Origin of the sequence: Streptomyces sannanensis, from assembly GCF_039536205.1 — a bacterium.
GTDB lineage: Bacteria > Actinomycetota > Actinomycetes > Streptomycetales > Streptomycetaceae > Streptomyces > Streptomyces sannanensis.
This window is the reverse complement of sequence record NZ_BAAAYL010000001.1, coordinates 4,461,424-4,477,146: the sequence shown is the minus strand read 5'-3', so window position 1 is coordinate 4,477,146 and position 15,723 is coordinate 4,461,424. Positions and strand designations below refer to the sequence as shown.

Annotated in this window: 17 protein-coding genes; 7 read left to right on the top strand and 10 right to left on the bottom strand. The window is 71.9% G+C overall.

The window, feature by feature from the left end:
- Nucleotides 1-16: 16 nt before the first annotated feature.
- From ABD858_RS21255 to ABD858_RS21235, 5 genes are all read right to left on the bottom strand, one after another.
- Nucleotides 17-961 (bottom strand): hypothetical protein, encoded by a 945-nt coding sequence (locus ABD858_RS21255; RefSeq protein WP_345039964.1) that lies wholly within the window; start codon nt 959-961, stop codon nt 17-19.
- On the bottom strand, nt 958-2,412 hold the full coding sequence (locus ABD858_RS21250) for a glycosyltransferase (protein ID WP_345044745.1): 1,455 nt from the start codon (nt 2,410-2,412) through the stop codon (nt 958-960). The genes ABD858_RS21255 and ABD858_RS21250 overlap by 4 nt, the downstream gene beginning before the upstream one ends.
- A gap of 433 nt (nt 2,413-2,845) precedes the next feature.
- Complete coding sequence (locus tag ABD858_RS21245; protein ID WP_345039962.1) at nt 2,846-2,941, bottom strand: Ms4533A family Cys-rich leader peptide; 96 nt, start codon at nt 2,939-2,941, stop codon at nt 2,846-2,848.
- Nucleotides 2,942-2,997: 56 nt separating this feature from the next.
- Complete coding sequence (locus ABD858_RS21240; protein ID WP_345039959.1) at nt 2,998-4,290, bottom strand: DUF3152 domain-containing protein; 1,293 nt, start codon at nt 4,288-4,290, stop codon at nt 2,998-3,000.
- Between the two features lie 7 nt (nt 4,291-4,297).
- The gene (locus ABD858_RS21235) at nt 4,298-5,260 is read right to left on the bottom strand and encodes an alpha/beta fold hydrolase (protein ID WP_345039957.1); all 963 of its coding nucleotides are present in this window, start codon (nt 5,258-5,260) and stop codon (nt 4,298-4,300) included.
- A gap of 128 nt (nt 5,261-5,388) precedes the next feature.
- On the opposite strand from ABD858_RS21235, the gene ABD858_RS21230 reads away from it, so the two are divergent.
- The 4 genes from ABD858_RS21230 to ABD858_RS21215 all read left to right on the top strand — a co-directional run bounded on the left by ABD858_RS21230 (nt 5,389) and on the right by ABD858_RS21215 (nt 7,113).
- Nucleotides 5,389-5,604 (top strand): hypothetical protein, encoded by a 216-nt coding sequence (locus tag ABD858_RS21230; RefSeq protein WP_345039955.1) that lies wholly within the window; start codon nt 5,389-5,391, stop codon nt 5,602-5,604.
- A 152-nt stretch (nt 5,605-5,756) separates the two neighbouring features.
- Entirely contained in the window at nt 5,757-6,398 is a 642-nt protein-coding gene (locus ABD858_RS21225; RefSeq protein ID WP_345039953.1) for a TetR/AcrR family transcriptional regulator, read from the top strand.
- A 76-nt stretch (nt 6,399-6,474) separates the two neighbouring features.
- On the top strand, nt 6,475-6,702 hold the full coding sequence (locus tag ABD858_RS21220) for a DUF3107 domain-containing protein (RefSeq protein WP_345039950.1): 228 nt from the start codon (nt 6,475-6,477) through the stop codon (nt 6,700-6,702).
- Between the two features lie 147 nt (nt 6,703-6,849).
- The gene (locus tag ABD858_RS21215; RefSeq protein ID WP_345039948.1) at nt 6,850-7,113 is read left to right on the top strand and encodes a hypothetical protein; all 264 of its coding nucleotides are present in this window, start codon (nt 6,850-6,852) and stop codon (nt 7,111-7,113) included.
- Nucleotides 7,114-7,276: 163 nt separating this feature from the next.
- Here the strand turns inward: ABD858_RS21215 and ABD858_RS21210 are convergent, their stop codons facing one another.
- Nucleotides 7,277-8,011 (bottom strand): ferritin-like fold-containing protein, encoded by a 735-nt coding sequence (locus ABD858_RS21210; protein ID WP_345039946.1) that lies wholly within the window; start codon nt 8,009-8,011, stop codon nt 7,277-7,279.
- 459 nt (nt 8,012-8,470) lie between these two features.
- Between ABD858_RS21210 and ABD858_RS21205 the strand changes: the two genes are divergently transcribed.
- A complete protein-coding gene (locus ABD858_RS21205) occupies nt 8,471-10,909 on the top strand; it encodes a DEAD/DEAH box helicase (RefSeq protein ID WP_345039943.1) in 2,439 nt (812 codons plus the stop codon).
- 150 nt (nt 10,910-11,059) lie between these two features.
- A complete protein-coding gene (locus ABD858_RS21200; protein WP_345039941.1) occupies nt 11,060-11,932 on the top strand; it encodes an alpha/beta fold hydrolase in 873 nt (290 codons plus the stop codon).
- Here the strand turns inward: ABD858_RS21200 and ABD858_RS21195 are convergent.
- Entirely contained in the window at nt 11,929-12,819 is an 891-nt protein-coding gene (locus tag ABD858_RS21195) for an NYN domain-containing protein (protein ID WP_345039938.1), read from the bottom strand. The genes ABD858_RS21200 and ABD858_RS21195 overlap by 4 nt on opposite strands.
- Before the next feature lie 191 nt (nt 12,820-13,010).
- On the opposite strand from ABD858_RS21195, the gene ABD858_RS21190 reads away from it, so the two are divergent.
- The gene (locus tag ABD858_RS21190) at nt 13,011-13,163 is read left to right on the top strand and encodes a hypothetical protein (RefSeq protein ID WP_345039935.1); all 153 of its coding nucleotides are present in this window, start codon (nt 13,011-13,013) and stop codon (nt 13,161-13,163) included.
- Nucleotides 13,164-13,229: 66 nt separating this feature from the next.
- On the opposite strand, the gene ABD858_RS21185 is transcribed toward ABD858_RS21190, so the two are convergent.
- The 3 genes from ABD858_RS21185 to ABD858_RS21175 form a co-directional block, all read right to left on the bottom strand.
- Nucleotides 13,230-13,835, bottom strand: a complete 606-nt coding sequence (locus ABD858_RS21185; RefSeq protein ID WP_345039933.1) for a MarC family protein — start codon at nt 13,833-13,835, stop codon at nt 13,230-13,232.
- A 270-nt stretch (nt 13,836-14,105) separates the two neighbouring features.
- Nucleotides 14,106-14,972 carry a PHP domain-containing protein gene (locus tag ABD858_RS21180; RefSeq protein ID WP_345039930.1) on the bottom strand — a complete coding sequence of 289 codons (867 nt, stop codon included), beginning with the start codon at nt 14,970-14,972 and terminating at the stop codon, nt 14,106-14,108.
- A gap of 109 nt (nt 14,973-15,081) precedes the next feature.
- Nucleotides 15,082-15,720 (bottom strand): DUF6758 family protein, encoded by a 639-nt coding sequence (locus tag ABD858_RS21175; RefSeq protein ID WP_345039928.1) that lies wholly within the window; start codon nt 15,718-15,720, stop codon nt 15,082-15,084.
- Nucleotides 15,721-15,723 lie beyond the last annotated feature (3 nt).

Below are 15,723 nucleotides of genomic sequence, written 5' to 3'. Positions count from 1 at the left end.
GGTTCGGTCCGGTCTTTCATGACGGGTTCTCCTTCTGCTGAATGACTGCCGGGGCATGAGCGGAGGCCCTGGCGAGCGTCACGGTGGCGTGGGTGAGCAGCACTGCCGCGACCGCCGCCACGCCCCATTCGGGGACCACGGCCCCGGCGAGGACGGCGGCAGCGAGCCCGGCCGTGGCCACGCGGGTGAAGCCGTGCACGGCGAACAGCCGGGCGAGGAAGAGCAGTGCCCCGAGGGCGGCGACGGGCAGCGTCGGCACCCGGAGGGCGGTGAGCACCGCGAGAAGCGCGCAGATGTACAGGCCGACGATGGCGAGCAGCACTGGCCGGGCGCGGGCCGCGAACTCCTCCAGTCCGCGGCTGGAGGCGAGCAGCCGGCGGGTTCCGGCGGCGAAGAGGTGGGCGCACCAGGCGGCGGGCACGACGGCGCAGGCCAGGGCCACGGCGACGGCAGGGTCGCCGCGGAGCACGGCGTGCACCACGAGCCATGCGGTGCACAGGCGGGCCGCCCAGCTCGTACGGGGCCCGCGCAGTGGCCCGCGGCGCGCGGCGAGGACCAGCGCCCCGGCGACGACCACCGCGCCGGCCGTGTACGCCCCGGAGCGCAGTGCGTCGGGCACGGTCCTGGCGGCGACGACGGCGAGCGTCGCCGCCAGGCCGGGCGCGAGAACCCACAGGGCCCAGGTGGCGTCGTCTCCCGTCCGGTCGGCCGGAGCATCCGTCCCCGAAGGCCGGACGGACTGCGGCCAGCCGCTCGAGTCGGTCCGACTGTCCGTGCCGCGGGGCACACGGGCGTACAGCTCCTCGGCCAGTGAGAAGACGTCGCGGTGGCGGAAGCGTGCGGCCGAGCGGTCGGTGACGCCGCGCGCCTCCAGGCCGGCCGCGATCTCCAGTGGGTCGACGGCGTGTTCGCACAGGGTCCGGTGCCGGTGGAGCAGCGGTTTGACAGGGTCCACGGTCATCGCAGGGCCCCCTCGGGCCTGATGGGGCCGGGGACACGGGCCTCCGGCGGGGTGGCGAAGAGGAGCGGTCCGCCGTCGGCATCGAGGACCTCACGGCGCACCGGACAGTGAGAGACGATCTCCAGGTAAATGCCGCGAAATGCCATCAGACTCTGTTCGACGGTGAAGAGTTCCAGCGCACGGGCACGGGCGGCGGCCCCGAGCCGCTCCCGGCGTTCCGGGTCGTGCAGCAGCGCCAGACAGGCGTCGGCGAGGGCGCGCGGATCGCGCGGCGGGACCACGAGGCCGGTGCCGCCGACGACCTCGACGACCGCGCCGACATCCGTGGAGACCGTCGCCCGGCCGCAGAGCATGGACTCGACCAGGCCGACCGGAAAGCCCTCCACCACGCTCGACAGGACGACGACGCAGCCAGACGCGTAGGCGTCGGCCGGGTCCGGCGCCTCCTCGAAGGAGACGGCGGCGCCGCACGGGAAGAGCCGCCCGGCCAGCGCCTCGCAGTGGGCGAGATACGCGGCACCCTCAGGGTCGCGCACCGGCGCGACGACGATCCGCAGCCGGGCCTCCGGCTCCTCGTCGCGCACCGCGACGAAGGCGTGCAGCAGGGAGACCAGGTCCTTGGCCGGCTCGATGCGCCCCGCCCAGACCAGCGTGCTGGGGTCGCCGCCACCGCTCTCGCCGGTGAAGCGATCGGCCTCCATGCCGGGGTAGACCGTGCGCAGCTTGGCCGGGTCGGCCCCGCAGTGCTCCTGCCAGCGGCGGGCATGGGCGTTGCCGGGGGTGATCAGGGCGGCCTGCCGGTACACCTCGGCGGCAAGCAGACGCTGGAAGGCCGCGTACAGGGCGCGTACCGGCGCGCTCAGCGGTGCACTGCTCGCCGCGAGGTAGTGCGCGCGCAGCTGCACGCCGTACTCGGTGGCCAGCAGCGGCACTCCGCAGAAGTGTTTGGCCAGCAGACCCGGCAGCGCGGTCGTACCGCCGGAAGCGGCATGGCACAGGTCCACGGCACCCAGGCCGTCCTCCGTGTACCAGCCGTACGACAACGGGCGCAGGGCGCGCTCCAGGAGCGCGGCGAGGACCAGGTGGTCGGGTACGCGCGCGGCGTGCGCGACGCGGCGTGCGCCGGGAGTGCGGCAGGCGGCCTCCAGTGTGCGCACGGCGAGCTCGGAGCGGAGCGCGGTGCTCAGCCCGAGGCCGCGGTCCCGGGCGAGGGCGGCGAGCCCGTACAGCCCGGCGGCGAAGTCCCCGCCCTCGCCGCAGAGGGCGCCGGCCAGCTCCGACAGGTGCCCGGTGAAGGCCCGGCGCTCACCGCGCCCGGGGCGACGCCGCCGCACCCGGGAGGGCGCCGGCCGGCCGGGCGCGTAGATCTCGAACTCGTGCTGTGCGATCCCGCGTACGAGCCGGTCGCACCAGAGCCCGGACCGACCGTCCGTGAGCAGTCCGATCCGCACGATACGCACCCCCGATCTCCCTTGTGGGCGGCCACCGTTGGCACGGCGACTGACGGCGAGGAGAAGGTAAGCGGATATACCGGTGGCGCGACGGACGGTTGTCCGTCGCGCCACCGGAAGGGGTGAACAGTCGTAACTTTCACGGACCGGTGACGTTCGGCCGCGCTAGTGCTGTGGCCGGAATGGTTTGCCGGGAAGCTCGCGGCTCCTCCAGCTACCTCCCCCCAGCTGCCGCTGGGGGGAGGTAGCTGGAGGGAGCGTCGCGACGCCGGTCCAGTCGCTGATCACGACGGTCTTGACGTCCTTGCCGTAGAGGCGCTGCGAGAGGGAAAAAGGACATGCCGCGCCTGCGGACGCATACGCCCGGGCGCGGCGGAAAAGGCACAGCAGTCAGAAGGAATGCGGGAATGTGCCGACGCGCTACGGGCAGATGTCAGCGACAGTGAATGTCGGCGACGCAGTGCCCGGCCACACCGATCAGCGCCAGCTCAATGGCGGCGCGTTCGAAGGCGGTGTGACGGTACGGCATGCCGCGAAAGCAGATCGGATTCCTACCGGATGTCAACGCGCATTTGAGACACCGTCTCAACCCTTGGGATACACCCAGGGGTTGGGGCGGCACTTGATCCCGTCGATCTCCAGAGACTTGGTCTGCTGCTGCATCACCGGGGCCAGGGCTCCGGGCGTGCGGCAGCTCTCGTGGTCGTGCCCGAGCCGGTGCCCGACCTCATGGTTGATCAGCATTTCCCGGTACGCGAACATCCGCGCGGAGCCGTAGGTCGCGGATCCCTGGGCCCAGCGATAGGCGTTGATCATGACGCGCTCGGTCGACGCGGAGTCGCAGGACACGTTGTCCACGGTGGTGTCCAGCCCCGACTTGGCACACCAGGTCCCGGTGGTGCCGGGGCTCGCCAGGGTGATGACGAAGTCCGGCTTGCCCGAGGAGATCCGCTCGAAGGTCATGGCCCCGTGGTGCGCCCAACTGCGGTCGTCGTTCAGGGTGCGCTGCACCGCCTGGGCGAACAGCGCGCCGTCGAGGCCGAGCCCCTTCTCGATGTCGACGCGGTAGCGGTAGTACTCGCGGCCCTTGCCCGGTGCCTTGTCGGTGCCGGGCACCACCTCGAAGTCGCCGGAGCCGCGCAGCTTCGGGTCGATCGGGTACGGGCGGGCCATCCGCTGCTCGAAGGTGAGCGGGACGATCGCGGTCTCACCCGACAGCGGCGTGGGCCGGCCGTCGGACCGGGACGTGGAAGCGTTCCCGATCTGCCGGTCCACCCCTTCCGCGGCCTTGCCGGCGAGGTCGCTCCGGTCGGCGTCGGTGACCTGGCCGACCACGACGACGGCGAGGACGGTGGTGACCACGGCAGCCGTGACCCCGGCGAGGGTACGCCCCGCGGACCCCTTCCCGGCAGGCGGCCGGTTTTCGCCGGCACCCGGGGCGGCGGCATCGGAGGGTGCGAGGGCACCGGCTTCGGAAGGTGCCGGTGCACCCGGCTCCTCGAAGGCTTCCAGGTACTCGCGCCGCGGTGACGGTATCCGCACCTCGGTGGGCGGCTCCGGGTACGGCTGCGGCCGTGCACCGCGCGGGATGCCGTGCCAGTCGCCGTACCGCGCCGGCTCGCCCCAGACTCCCGCCCGTCGCCCGTCCACCACCCCAGCCCGACGGGGCTGCGCCCCGGCAGCGTCATCCGGTTCGCGCTGCTCGGGGTGACCGCCGCGCACCGGCGGGACGTGTTCCTGGCGCTGGTGCTGGACCCGCGGCACGGCGCCGGTGTCCGCGCCGTCCGCTCTGCGGCGCCGGCCCTTGCCGGTGTTCTGATCGGGTACGGCGGCGCTGAGTTTGCTACCGGGGCCCTTCGGGCGGCTGTGGCGTCCCACGCGCCGATCAGCTCCCGTCGCGCTCGTCGAGGAACTCCCGGAACGCCTGGGCGACGACCTCCGGGTACTCCATCATCGACACGTGCCCGGAGTCGGGCAGCGTCAGCAGCCGCGAATCCCTGAACGCCGCCGCGGCCTTGCGCGCCATCCGGTACGAGACCAGTTGATCCCGTCCCCCGTACACCAGCAGCGTCGGCGCGAGCACCCGCTCCGCCTGCCGCCACAGACCGTGCTGACCGCCCAGCGTGTACGCGTTCACGAGGCCCCGCGACGAACGTACCATCGCGTCCCAGAAGTACGGCAGCTTCAGCCGCCGTTCCATCTCCCGGACGGCATCGCGGAATCCTGCCTCGGTGACCCGCCCCGGATCGCCGTAACACAGCGCCAGCACACCACGCACATGCTGCTCGGGCGTCCAGTCCCCGGTGACCTTGGAGAAGAACGACGCGACTCCTGGCAGCGCCAGCGCCGCGGTCGGCCAGGCCCCGCGCTGCGGCCGCAGCTCCGGCAAGGCCGGCGAGACGAGCGTGAGCGTGCGCACCAGATCGGGGCGCACAGCCGCGACGCGGGTGGCGACGGCCCCCCCGAGCGAGTTGCCGAAGAGGTGCGCCGGGCTACGGCCGCTCGCGTCGAGCAGCCGGATGACGGCCCGCGCGTGGCCCGTGACCGAGTAGTCTCCGTCGTCCGGCGGCGGGGAGTCGCCGAAGCCGGGCAGATCGACCGCCTCGCCGTGCACGATGTCCTCGAGCCGCGACATCAGGTCCGACCAGTTCATCGAGGAGCCGCCCAGCCCGTGCACGAAGAGCGCGGGTGGCAGTCCGTCGCTCTCGGCACGCCGGAAGCGCATGTTCAGCGTCAGCCCGGGGAGCACGACGGTGCGCATTTCCTCCCCCTCACCAACCCTTTCGGCGCCCGTCGGCGGAGCCATGGCGGCCGTGGCCAGGGATTCCGGCAGCTCGGTCGAAGACATGCGGGCAATGTTACGAGGTGATCACACAGCTGCCCGTGTGTTCGCGGTCACACACCACATGGCGGTGGGAAGGTGTCTCTGCCTACGCTCGTACGTAGAGGGGCTCTCACCCGGGAAAGAGGCACAACATGTCAGTGGACCCCACCGACCCGGAGACCTTCGACGAGGAGGATCGGGCCGGACTCGAAGAGGAGATCCCCGAGGCCGACGCGGCGGAGCAGCACACCGAACTCCGTCCGGAACAGGACGAGCCTCTGACCACCGTCGATCCGGCCACCGCGAACCCAGCCGACGCCGTCGAGCAGATCCGTGTGGTCGCCCTCGACGAGGACGACTACCGCTGACCTGCCCACTTTGTCGGTTTACCGTTTAATTTCCAGCTACCGCCGACGTCCGGTCCGTGAAATTCTGCGTCCGCACGGCGCATGACACGGTTACCCAAACGTACGATGTCGGGCGCGGCGCACAGCGCAAACGGATCAACCAGGGAGGCGGCGTGACAGCCATCGAGCAGACAGAGGCGGCACGCCCGCGGGGCACGCGCCTGCCACGCCGAGCCCGTCGCAACCAACTGCTGGGCGCAGCTCAGGAAGTCTTTGTCGCACAGGGATACCACTCCGCGGCGATGGACGACATCGCGGAACGCGCCGGCGTCAGCAAGCCGGTTCTCTACCAGCACTTTCCGGGCAAACTCGAGCTCTACCTGGCGCTGCTCGACCAGCACTGCGAGGCCCTGCTCCAGGCGGTGCGTACGGCGCTCGCCTCGACGACCGACAACAAGCTGCGGGTCGCCGCGACGATGGACGCGTACTTCGCGTACGTCCAGGACGAGGGCGGCGCGTTCCGGCTGGTCTTCGAGTCCGACCTGACGAACGAGCCGGCGGTGCGCGAGCGCGTCGAGCGGGTCTCGCTCCAGTGCGCCGAGGCGATCTCCGACGTCATCGCCGAGGACACCGGGCTGTCCCAGGACGAGTCCATGCTGCTGGCCGTGGGCCTCGGCGGGGTCTCCCAGGTGGTCGCCCGCTACTGGCTCTCCAGCGGGTCCGGCATCCCGCGCGACAAGGCGGTTCAGCTGCTGACCTCGCTGGCCTGGCGCGGGATCGCCGGTTTCCCGCTGCACGGCGCCGAACAGCACTGAGCCCCTTCCGGGCTAATGTGTGTTGCGTACGGCGCGAAGATCGCGCATCGCACGGACCGTTCGGAGGGACATAGCCGTGGAGGTCAAGATCGGCGTGCAGCACGCGCCCCGGGAGATCGTTCTGGAGAGCGGGCAGTCCGCCGAGGATGTCGAGCGCGCCGTGGCCGACGCGCTGGGCGGCAAGACTCAGCTGCTCAGCCTCACGGATGACAAGGGCCGCAGGATCCTGGTTCCGGCCGACCGCATCGCGTACGTGGAGATCGGCGAGTCGGCGGCCCGCCGGGTGGGCTTCGGCACGGTGTGACACGAGCGAACGCGAACGGCCCGGCGGTCACCTGACCGCCGGGCCGTTCGCGTGTCCCCCGACGGGGGAGGGTTGCGTTCCGCGCGCTTCGGGTAGGACGGCTACAACGTGTCCGGCCTGGCAGAACCGACCGTGAGGTGAGACTCGGTGATCTTGGAAGCGCTCGGTTCCGCACTGCTCGGTCTCGCCCTCGCCTGGACTGCGACGACACGGCTGCCCCACCGGCTCCCGGCGCGCCGCGCGGTCCTCGCCACCGGCACACTCGGCGCGCTCTTCGGCGCGTTCCTCATGCACTCGGCGCTGGGCCCGGGCCATGGAGTGGCCACGCCGGTGGGCGCGGTGCTGATCGGGTTGGTGTCGCTCTCCCTCCTGATCCGCCCCACGGGCCGCCTCCGCCGATCACCGGCGTAGCACTGGGGCTCCGCGCACCGGGGTGCCCCAGCCCCGTGCGCGGCAACGCTCTCCGTCCGGGCTACCGGTGTGTCCGTCCTCGAACGCCGGACGGGCCCCGGTGGCGACGCCCCACACCGGCCGCCACAACGGAGCGCGGCAACCAGCCCGCGCGTAGCCGGGCCTACGCGGCCAGCCCCAGCGCGGCCATGCGCTTGGTGTGCGCCTCCGTGATCCTCGAGAACATCCGCCCGACCTCCGCCAGGTCGAACCCGTCCGCCACGCCGCCCACCAGCATCGTGGAGAGCGCGTCGCGCTCCGCGACCACCCGCTGCGCCTGCGACAGCGCCTCGCCCATCAGGCGCCGCGCCCACAGCGCGAGCCGGCCCCCGACCCGCGGGTCCTCCTCGATCGCCGCGCGCACCTTCTCCACGGCGAAGTTGCCGTGCCCCGTGTCGTCGAGCACCGCCAGCACCAGGGCCTGGGTGTCCGCGTCCAGGCGGACGGCGACCTCACGGTAGAAGTCGCTGGCGATCGAGTCGCCGACATACGCCTTGACCAGGCCCTCCAGCCAGTCGGACGGCGCGGTCTGCCGGTGGAACCCGTCCAGCGCGGCCGCGAACGGCTGCATCGCCTCGGTCGGCTCGACGTCGATCGCCGCGAGCCGGTCCCGCAGCCGCTCGAAGTGGTGGAACTCCGCCGAGGCCATCGCGGCCAGCTCCGCCTTGTCGGCCAGCGTCGGCGCCAGCTTCGCGTCCTCGGCGAGCCGCTCGAAGGCCGCCAGCTCGCCGTAGGCGAGCGCACCGAGCAGGTCCACGACTGCCGCGCGGTACTGGGGTTCGGCGGAAGCCGTGGCCCAGTCCTGGGCGGCGATTCCGGTGAGAGATTCGGCAGCAGTGGCGTTGTCAGGCGTCTCCATGAAGCGCACAATAGCCCGCCCGCCGCCCCGGGGAAGGCTCTGGCCAGCCACTTCCCTCACAGGCTCCTTGCGAAATGCGCCACACACACATGCGCGATTCCACGGTATGGTGGTACGGCTGCCCGCCGAGTATTCGACGGGCACCTGAATGAGGATGCCCGGTCGGTGGCCCGATCGGCTCCGACCCGACCGCCCTCCACGCGGCACGAGACAGCTCGTACCGCAGATGAGGGGCCCTCAGCGGTACGAGCGCTCGAGCGACGGCAGTGGTCCCGCGCCACCCCGCCCGCCCCTCCGCGGCCGGATGCAGTCCGGCGTGGTGAGACCCCAGCGTTCGCCTCGCACCGCGATCACAGAAGAGGCAGTGCTCTGACTACGTTCCGAGACCTCGGGATCCTTCCCGAGACCGCCGAGGCCCTGGAAGCCGTCGGCATCATCAACCCCTTCCCCATCCAGGAGATGACCCTTCCCGTCGCGCTCTCCGGCACCGATGTCATCGGTCAGGCGAAGACCGGCACGGGCAAGACCCTCGGCTTCGGTCTTCCGCTGCTGGAGCGCGTCACCGTCCCCGCGGACGTCGAGGCGGGCCGGGCCCGGCCCGAGCAGCTGACCGACACCCCGCAGGCCCTGGTCGTCGTCCCCACGCGCGAGCTGTGCACCCAGGTCACGAACGACCTGCTGACCGCCGGCAAGGTCCGTAACGTCCGCGTCCTCGCGATCTACGGCGGCCGTGCGTACGAGCCGCAGGTCGAGGCCCTGCAGAAGGGCGTCGACGTCGTCGTCGGCACGCCCGGGCGGCTGCTCGACCTGGCCGGCCAGAAGAAGCTCGACCTGTCGCATGTCAAGGCGCTCGTCCTCGACGAGGCCGACGAGATGCTCGACCTGGGCTTCCTGCCCGACGTCGAGAAGATCATGGAGCTGCTGCCGGCGAAGCGGCAGACCATGCTGTTCTCGGCGACCATGCCCGGCGCGGTCATCGGCCTCGCCCGGCGCTACATGTCGCGGCCCACGCACATCCGCGCCACCTCGCCGGACGACGAGGGCGCGACCCACGCCAACATCGCGCAGCACGTCTACCGCGCCCACTCCATGGACAAGCCGGAGATGGTCGCCCGCATCCTGCAGGCGGAGGGCCGCGGCCTCGCGATGATCTTCTGCCGTACGAAGCGGACCGCCGCCGACATCGCCGAGCAGCTGCAGCGCCGTGGCTTCGCCTCCGGCGCGGTGCACGGCGACCTCGGCCAGGGCGCGCGCGAGCAGGCGCTGCGCGCCTTCCGCAACGGCAAGGTGGACGTGCTCGTCTGCACCGACGTCGCCGCCCGCGGCATCGACGTCGAGGGTGTGACCCACGTCATCAACTACCAGTCGCCCGAGGACGAGAAGACCTATCTGCACCGCATCGGCCGGACCGGCCGCGCGGGCAACTCCGGCACCGCCATCACGCTCGTCGACTGGGACGACATCCCGCGCTGGCAGCTGATCAACAAGGCGCTGGAGCTGGACTTCAACGACCCGGTCGAGACGTACTCCAGCTCCCCGCACCTGTTCGAGGAGCTGAACATCCCGGCCGGCACGAAGGGCATCCTGCCCCGCACCGAGCGCACCCGGGCCGGCCTGGACGCCGAGGAGATCGAGGACCTCGGCGAGACCGGCGGCCGCGGTGGCCGAGGTGCCCGTACGCGCACGGAGGAGCGCCCCGCCCGCACCCGTACCCCGCGCGAGCGCCGTCGTACGCGCGGTGGTGCGCCGCTCGCCGAAGGTGCCGCCCCGGCGGCCGCCCCGGCCGCGGAGGAGTCCCCGGAGCAGAGCGGCCCGCGTGTCCTGCGCCGTCGCCGCCGCACCCGCGCGGGCGCGTCGTCCGAGGCGCCGGCCGCCGCGGTGACCCCGGTCGAGAGCGCCGCGGCCCCGGCCGAGGCTGCCGTCGACACGGCGGAGGCCGTCGAGGCCAAGCCGCGTCGCCGCCGCAGCCGTGCAGCGGCCAGGCCGGCCGACGCAGCGGTCGCGGTCGCCGAAGCCCCCGTCCGGCCGGAGCCCGCCGTCGTGGTGGTCCCGGCGGAGGCCGAGGCCGAGCCGCGCCGCCGCACCCGCAAGGTGACGCCGGTCGAGGCTCCCGCGGAGGCCCCGGCCACCGCCGAGGCGCCGGTCAGGCCGCGCCGCGCGCGGGTCGTCAGGCCCAGGCCCGCGGTCGCCGAGCCGGACTTCCAGACCCCGGAGTCCGCCGCGGCCAGGCTGGCCGAGGCTGCTCGGGCCGCGGAGGCCGCTCCGGTCGCCGAGGCCAAGCCGCGCCGCACGCGGGCCGAGAAGGTCGCGGAGGCAGCGGTCGACACCGCCGTCGCCACCGCTGAGGTCGCCGAGGTCGCCGAGGCCAAGCCGCGCCGCACACGGGCCAAGAAGGTCGCGGAGGCAGCGGTCGACACCGCCGTCGCCACCGCTGAGGTCGCCGAGGTCGCCGAGGCCAAGCCGCGCCGCACACGGGCCAAGAAGGTCGCGGAGGCAGCGGAGGACACCGCCGAGGCCACCGAGGCCAAGCCCCGCCGCACCCGCAAGGCCACCACGGCCAAGCCGGCCGAGACCACGGAAGCCACCGAGGCCACCGAGGCCGAGGCCAAGCCGCGCCGCACACGGGCCAAGAAGGTCACGGAAACCGCGGCCGAGACCGCCGTCGCCACCGCCGAGGCCACCGAGGCCAAGCCCCGCCGCACCCGCAAGGCCGCCACGGCCAAGCCGGCCGAGACCGCCGTCGCCACCGCCGAGGTCGCCGAGGTCACCGAGGCCAAGCCGCGCCGCACACGGGCCAAGAAGGTCGCGGAGGCCCCTGCGGACACGGCCGAGGCAGCGCCCAAGCCGCGCCGGACCCGCGCCAAGAAGGTCACCGAAGCAGTGCCCGAGACCGCGTGACCGGTCGCCGCTGACGGCCCGATGGCCCGGCTCCCGCTCCAGGGAGCCGGGCCATCGGCGTACGTACACGCGTCGGATGCCCCGGCCTGCCGGACGATGCGCGGCAGCGCCGGGCCGCACGCCGAACCGCGCGACCGTTACGCTCGTGGCATGAGCAAGCCCAGGGCCCTCGCGCTGCCGCCCGGTACACGCGCGTACCGGCTGCGCACCGCACGGCAGGAGTTCGCCGCGCTGGATGCGCGCCCGCAGGACGCCGCGCTGGGGACCGTGCTGCTGGTGCCGGGGTACACCGGGAGCAAGGAGGACTTCCTCGCGCTCCTGGAACCGCTCGCCGTGGCCGGTTACCGGGCCGTCGCCGTCGACGGCCGCGGCCAGTACGAGAGTCCCGGGCCACGGCACCGTGCCGGGTACACACAGCGCGAGCTGGCGCAGGACGTGCTGGCGCAGGCGGCGGCACTGGGCGACGGGCCGGTGCATCTGCTGGGGCATTCGTTCGGCGGGCTGGTGGCCCGCGCCGCCGTACGGCTCGACCCGTCCCCTTTCCGCACACTCACCCTCCTCTCCTCGGGCCCCGGCCGGGTCGCGGCTCCGCAGCGGGCGCGGCTGCTCGCGCTGCGCGCCGCGCTGCCGGTGATGCGCAAGGAGTGGGTGTGGGCGGCCATGAGGTGGCTGGACAGCAGGGGCGACGCCGCCGCGGAGAGCAACGACCCGGCGGACGTCCTGGAGTTCCTGGAGCGCCGCTGGCTGGGCACGGAGAGCATGCAGCTACGTGCGACGGGCCGCTGTCTGCGCCGTGAGCCGGACCGTACGGCCGCGGTCGCGGCGCTGCCCGTGCCGCTGCACATCGCGTACGGCGACCTGGAGACGGTCTGGCCGTCGGCGGAGCTGAGTGCCATGGCCCTGGGGACCGGCGCGCACCACACGGTGATCGAGGGCGCCGAGCACTCGCCGAATGTGTCGCACCCGGAGGTGCTGACCGCGGCACTGGTGGAGTTCTGGGCCAAGGGCGCCCTGGACGGCTAGCACAACGCCCGGACGTGCTCCCAGAAGCCGTCCCGCAGCGATTTCCGCAGGTCGGGGTGGCCGCGCAGGGAGTGATGGAGCAGCCGTTCGGCCTCCACCAGCAGATCCTGGTCGACCCCGCCCGGCAGATAGGGATGGCCGGGCAGCAGCTTGGCGAGGGTTTCACGGCCCCGTTCGGCGAGCCAGGTCGCGGCGATCTGCGCGCCGACGAAGTGCACGTCGTCGCGGGACGGCGGAGGCGCGCCGTCGGCCTCCAGCACGGCGGGGATCCGTCGGGTGACGTACGGCTTGCAGAATTCGAGGTCGAACGTGCGCTGACTGTCGGCCTCCCAGAGCAACGGCTCGGCCTGGTTCCGCCCTTCGAGCGCCTCTATGCCCCACAGATGGACCCGGGCACCGTAGCCCTGGGCGGCTTCGACGGCCGGGACGAGATCCTCGTCGCCGCCGATGAGCGCGGCGTCGCTGATGACGCGGTGCCGGGCGAGCGACTCCAAATCCGTGCGGATCAGGGAGTCGACGCCCTTCTGCTGGTTGTTCGCGTTGAGGTTGCCGAGCCTGACCTTGACGTCCGGAAGTTCGGCGATGGACTGCTGTTCGGGCGTATGGATACGACGCCTGGCGCCGTCGTACCAGTAGACCCTCAACAGCCTGCTGTCCGCGAAGATCGTGCGGGCCTTGTCGATGAACGCCTCGATCAGCCCTTCCGCGTCGAGATCGAAGGCCCTGCGGTCCTCGGTCCCGGCAACGAGACGGCCTGCCGCGGCGTAGACGTACCCGGCATCGACGAAGATCGCGTGCATGGTCGGGGTCTTCGCGAGCATGCGCTGGAGCAGCTCGTTGGTGCGCTCCAGGCGGGAGATGATATTTGCGTCGTTCGCCTCGTTCATACCGGGTCCCATTGTCGGTGGCGTAACCGAACGGGCACAAGCGCTCCTGCCGCCCCTCACCATTGAGTGGTTAGGCACTCGAAAAATTTCCTTAGCGTAGGGAATGTTTTCCCCGAGTCATCAGTTGTGGAGTTATGGAAACGGGAGCACCGTAGTTCTCCATCAGGAGGATCAGACGAAGGGAGAGGCCCTTGCGCTTCGAGATCATGCGCCTCGACGACATCGACGGCACCGCCGTGGACCGCACAGTCGTGGACGCCGCCTCCGTCAACAGGATCGTGCAGCAGGCCGCGGCAGTCGGCCAGCGCATTCTCATCCGGCCGGCCGACGCCTCGGCCTCATAGCCCGCAGACGTGAGCGCCCCCGCACGGATCTCCGTGCGGGGGCGCTGTCGTCCGTTCCGTCGGCACTCAGGCGTGCTCGATCACCTGGAGGACACCGTTGATGATCTGCTGAACGGCGATCGCGGACAGCATCATGCCGGCGAGCCTGGTCACCAGCACCACACCACCGTCCTTGATGACACGGATGATCAGCAGCGAGTAGCGCATGGTCAGCCACAGCACGAGGTGCATCGCGACGATCGCGGCCCAGACGGAGACCTGCTCGGCGACGCCGTTCGCGTTCTGCACGGCGAGAATCACGGAGACGATCGCGCCGGGACCGGCCAGCAGCGGCATGCCCAGCGGCACGAGCGCGACATTGACGTCCTTGGTCTGCTTGGGTTCGTCGGTCTTGCCGGTCAGCAGATCGAGTGCGATGAGAAGCAGCAGCAGACCACCGGCGATCATCAAGGCCGGTACGGATATGTGCAGATAGTCGAGGATCTGCTGGCCGAGAAGGCCGAAGACGGCGATCACGCTGAAGGCCACCACGACCGCCTGCCCGGCCATCCGGCGCTGCACCTTGGCAGGCCGCCCGGTCGTGAGGGCGAGGAAGATCGGGGTGATCCCAGGGGGATCCATGATGACAAAGAGGGTGAGGAAGAGGGACCCGAAGAGGGCGAGGTCGAACACGTGAGGGCCTTGCGAAGTGAGGGGCTGTGCGGGAGGAGCGGACTGCGTCAAGCCCGTCCCGCGTCTGAAGGACGGCAGGTGTGAGGGCGGACATTCCCCCGGCTGCCGCTGGGAGGTGCCACCGGGCTCACCGAAACGCGAAACGTCACGCTGCAGCCCGTCCTGGGGGCACCCTGGGGGCACCCTCAGAGGTAGCTGGGGGAAATTGAGGACGGACATTCCCCCAGCTGGTGCTGGGAGGTGCCCCCAGGCCCACCGAACGGTGGGCGGTCAGGCGCGGGGGTGTCCCCCGGTGCCGGGCACGGGAAACGCGCCGGTCGCGCGGCGAGTGATCTCGCCGTAGATCTCGGGGTCGGTGGTGTATTCACCGAGCACACACGTCTTGCGGCTGCCGTGGTAGTCACTGGAGCCGGTGGCCAGCAGGCCGAGATCGGCGGCGGTGCCGCGCAGCCGGTCGCGCGTGGCCGCGTCGTGGTCCATGTGGTCGACCTCGATGCCGTCGAGGCCTGCCTCGGCGAGGCGGGCGATCGCGTCCTCCGGGACGACCTCTCCGCGCTTGACCGCACGCGGGTGCGCGAAGACGGTGACTCCGCCCGCGGCCTTGACGAGACGGATCGCCTCGAAGGGGTCAAGCTCGTGCTTCTGGATGTACGCGCGTCCGCCGTCCGCGAGCCAGTCCGGAGTGAAGGCGTCGGAGACGCTCTCGACGACGCCCAGTTCGACGAGCGCGGAGGCGACATGCGGACGGCCGACCGAGCCGTCGCCCGCGATACGGGCCACCTGCTCCCAGGTGACCGGGACGCCGAGTTCCTGGAGCTTGGCGACCATGCCCCGGGCGCGCGGCACCCGGTCGTCGCGTACCAGCTCGCGTTCGCGCGCCAACTCGGGCTCGGCGGGGTCGAAGAGGTACGCCAGCATGTGCAGCGAGACGCCGTCGAGCCGGCAGGACAGCTCCGCGCCGGTGACGAGGGTGAGCCCCTCCGGCAGCGCGGCGATGGCCTCGGCGTGGCCGCCGACCGTGTCGTGGTCGGTCAGCGCCATGACGTCCAGTCCGGCGGCCGCGGCGTTGAGGACCAGCTCGGCCGGGGTGTCCGTACCGTCGGAGGCCGTGGAGTGGGTGTGCAGGTCGATGCGCACGACTCATCACTCCAGGGCTAGCGGCCGAAAAATGGGACACCCCAGCATAACCGCGGCACAGACGCGCTCGGATCGGCACCGATCGGCAGGAGTCAGAACACAACGGGAGTCAGGACAGAATCCGCGGGGAGAGCGCCCCGCACGGCACCAGTTCCACCTCGGCCCCGGCGTCCCTCAGGTCGGTCAGCACCAGTTCGTCGTACATCAGCAGCCCCGACTGCTCGGGCCAGACGATCGCCCACAGCCACAGCCCGCGCGCTTCCCCGGCGAAAACCGCGCGGTCGTCGGGGGACCCCTCGACATGCCACAGCGGGGTGGGCCGGCCGCCCGCGCAGACCTTGACCGCGGGCGGCCGGTCCACGCGCATGGAGGGACCGGGGTCCGGTCCGTCGATGCCGGCGTACCTCGCGCCGAGCCCGACCCCCAGTTCCTCGGCGACCAGCAGCAGTTCGCCCATGCCGCCGAGCGGACCGGGGCCCGAGCAGGCCACGGCGGTGGCGCGGGCGCCGGTGCGGTCGTCACCTGCCTGCGCGACACCTGTGAACAGCCAGCCGATCGGCAGCGGCCAGGGCATCCACACCGGCACCCTGGCACGGTGCACCACGACTTCGAGGGCCTCGACGCTGGGCGGGACCACGGGCTGCAGCGGATGCACGGTCCCGTGCACATCGCATTGCCAGGAGTCCGCGAAGAGACCGGGCGCCCTGACCCGGCCTCCGCACTTCGGGCAACTGGGTTCGCCCCTCATAGG

What these genes read in the sequence shown, in the direction of transcription:
- ABD858_RS21255 (WP_345039964.1), bottom strand. Translation starts at nt 961, where the DNA reads ATGACCGTGGACCCTGTCAAACCGCTGCTCCACCGGCACCGGACCCTG.
- ABD858_RS21245 (WP_345039962.1), bottom strand. Translation starts at nt 2,941, where the DNA reads ATGCCGTACCGTCACACCGCCTTCGAACGCGCCGCCATTGAGCTGGCG.
- ABD858_RS21235 (WP_345039957.1), bottom strand. Translation starts at nt 5,260, where the DNA reads ATGTCTTCGACCGAGCTGCCGGAATCCCTGGCCACGGCCGCCATGGCT.
- ABD858_RS21230 (WP_345039955.1), top strand. Translation starts at nt 5,389, where the DNA reads ATGTCAGTGGACCCCACCGACCCGGAGACCTTCGACGAGGAGGATCGG.
- ABD858_RS21210 (WP_345039946.1), bottom strand. Translation starts at nt 8,011, where the DNA reads ATGGAGACGCCTGACAACGCCACTGCTGCCGAATCTCTCACCGGAATC.
- ABD858_RS21205 (WP_345039943.1), top strand. Translation starts at nt 8,471, where the DNA reads ATGACCCTTCCCGTCGCGCTCTCCGGCACCGATGTCATCGGTCAGGCG.
- ABD858_RS21200 (WP_345039941.1), top strand. Translation starts at nt 11,060, where the DNA reads ATGAGCAAGCCCAGGGCCCTCGCGCTGCCGCCCGGTACACGCGCGTAC.
- ABD858_RS21195 (WP_345039938.1), bottom strand. Translation starts at nt 12,819, where the DNA reads ATGAACGAGGCGAACGACGCAAATATCATCTCCCGCCTGGAGCGCACC.
- ABD858_RS21175 (WP_345039928.1), bottom strand. Translation starts at nt 15,720, where the DNA reads ATGAGGGGCGAACCCAGTTGCCCGAAGTGCGGAGGCCGGGTCAGGGCG.